Origin of the sequence: Sedimentitalea nanhaiensis DSM 24252 (genome assembly GCF_000473225.1) — a bacterium.
In the GTDB taxonomy this organism is placed as follows: Bacteria; Pseudomonadota; Alphaproteobacteria; order Rhodobacterales; family Rhodobacteraceae; genus Sedimentitalea; species Sedimentitalea nanhaiensis.
Map to the genome: position 1 here is coordinate 1,834,683 of NZ_KI421509.1, position 1,134 is coordinate 1,835,816.

General features: G+C 58.6%; 1 protein-coding gene and 1 pseudogene. One reads left to right on the forward strand and one right to left on the reverse strand.

Annotated elements, in window-relative coordinates; translation table 11 throughout:
- Positions 1–256: 256 nt before the first annotated feature.
- Positions 257–565, forward strand: a complete 309-nt coding sequence (locus NANH_RS0110745) for an EthD family reductase (RefSeq protein ID WP_027262045.1) — start codon at positions 257–259, stop codon at positions 563–565.
- 93 nt (positions 566–658) lie between these two features.
- Here the strand turns inward: NANH_RS0110745 and NANH_RS28800 are convergent.
- Positions 659–1,134: pseudogene (locus NANH_RS28800) on the reverse strand (dihydrolipoyl dehydrogenase); the annotation flags it as partial.

Genomic DNA, 1,134 nt, shown 5'->3' on the forward strand with positions numbered 1-1,134 from the left:
GAATCAAGCAGGGGCAAGGTTGCACATGGGTCAATTCTCAATGACAATTTCTGCAGTTGCCGGGTCAGTTCTCAGTGACAATCAACAGTCTGTGACTCCAGATTTTCGTACCGTCTTGCACTCAAACAGATCGCGCGCGATGCGGCAACAGCCGATACCTTCATCGTACCATGGCGCAAATCGGGGTTTGACGCGGGCACCGCTGTGCCGGTTAATACGCCGAACGACACATAAAACTGCGCAGGAAGGGCTTTTGATGCACGTTTCACTTCAGGTTCTCTACCCGATCGGTGACGAAACCCATTTTGATTACGACTATTATTTCAAGACCCACATGGGCCTGGTCCGCCAGCACATGGGGTCTCGGCTTGAAAGCACGCTGGTTACCAAAGGGATCGCAGGTGGCACGGATACACCGCCGTCGATCTATGCAATCGCAACGATGGTCTTTGCGGATCAGGCGGCCATGGACGCCGCAATGAAGGCCTCGGGGCCGGTTCTGGCCGACATTCCCAACTTTACTAACACCCGGCCTCAGATGCTGATCGGTGAAGTGGTCAGCTGACGCTGTAAATGCGCGCTCGACCTGATCTCATCCAGGCAGGGCCGATAGGGCCGACAGAGGTGTCCGGGGCAGCTGAACCGCCCCGGATTTAGATCATTTCCGTTTTTTTGGTTGCATGAGGTCAGTGATGGTGCCTTCGAACATTTCGGCTGCGAAGTTGATTGTTTCGCTTAGGGTTGGGTGCGGATGGATGGTGTGTCCCAGGTCGACCGCGTCGGCGCCCATTTCGATGGCCAGTGCGGCTTCGGCGATCAGGTCGCCGGCGTTGGTGCCGACGATGGCCGCCCCGACAATCCGATCGTCCGCCGGGTCGAACAGCAGTTTGGTCATGCCTTCGCTGCGCCCGTTGGACAGCGACCGCCCTGATGCGGCCCAGGGGAATACGCCCTTTTCGACCTTGATGCCCCTGGCCCTGGCCTGGGTTTCCGTCAGCCCGACCCATGCCACCTCGGGATCGGTATAAGCGACCGACGGGATCACCTGGGCATCAAAGGCGCGCTTGTGTCCGGCGGCGACTTCTGCCGCTACCTTGCCTTCATGCACGGCCTTGTGGGCCAGCATCGGCTGTC

Excerpts from the sequence above, each read along its gene's own strand:
- NANH_RS0110745 (WP_027262045.1), top strand. The coding sequence starts at position 257 with ATGCACGTTTCACTTCAGGTTCTCTACCCGATCGGTGACGAAACCCAT.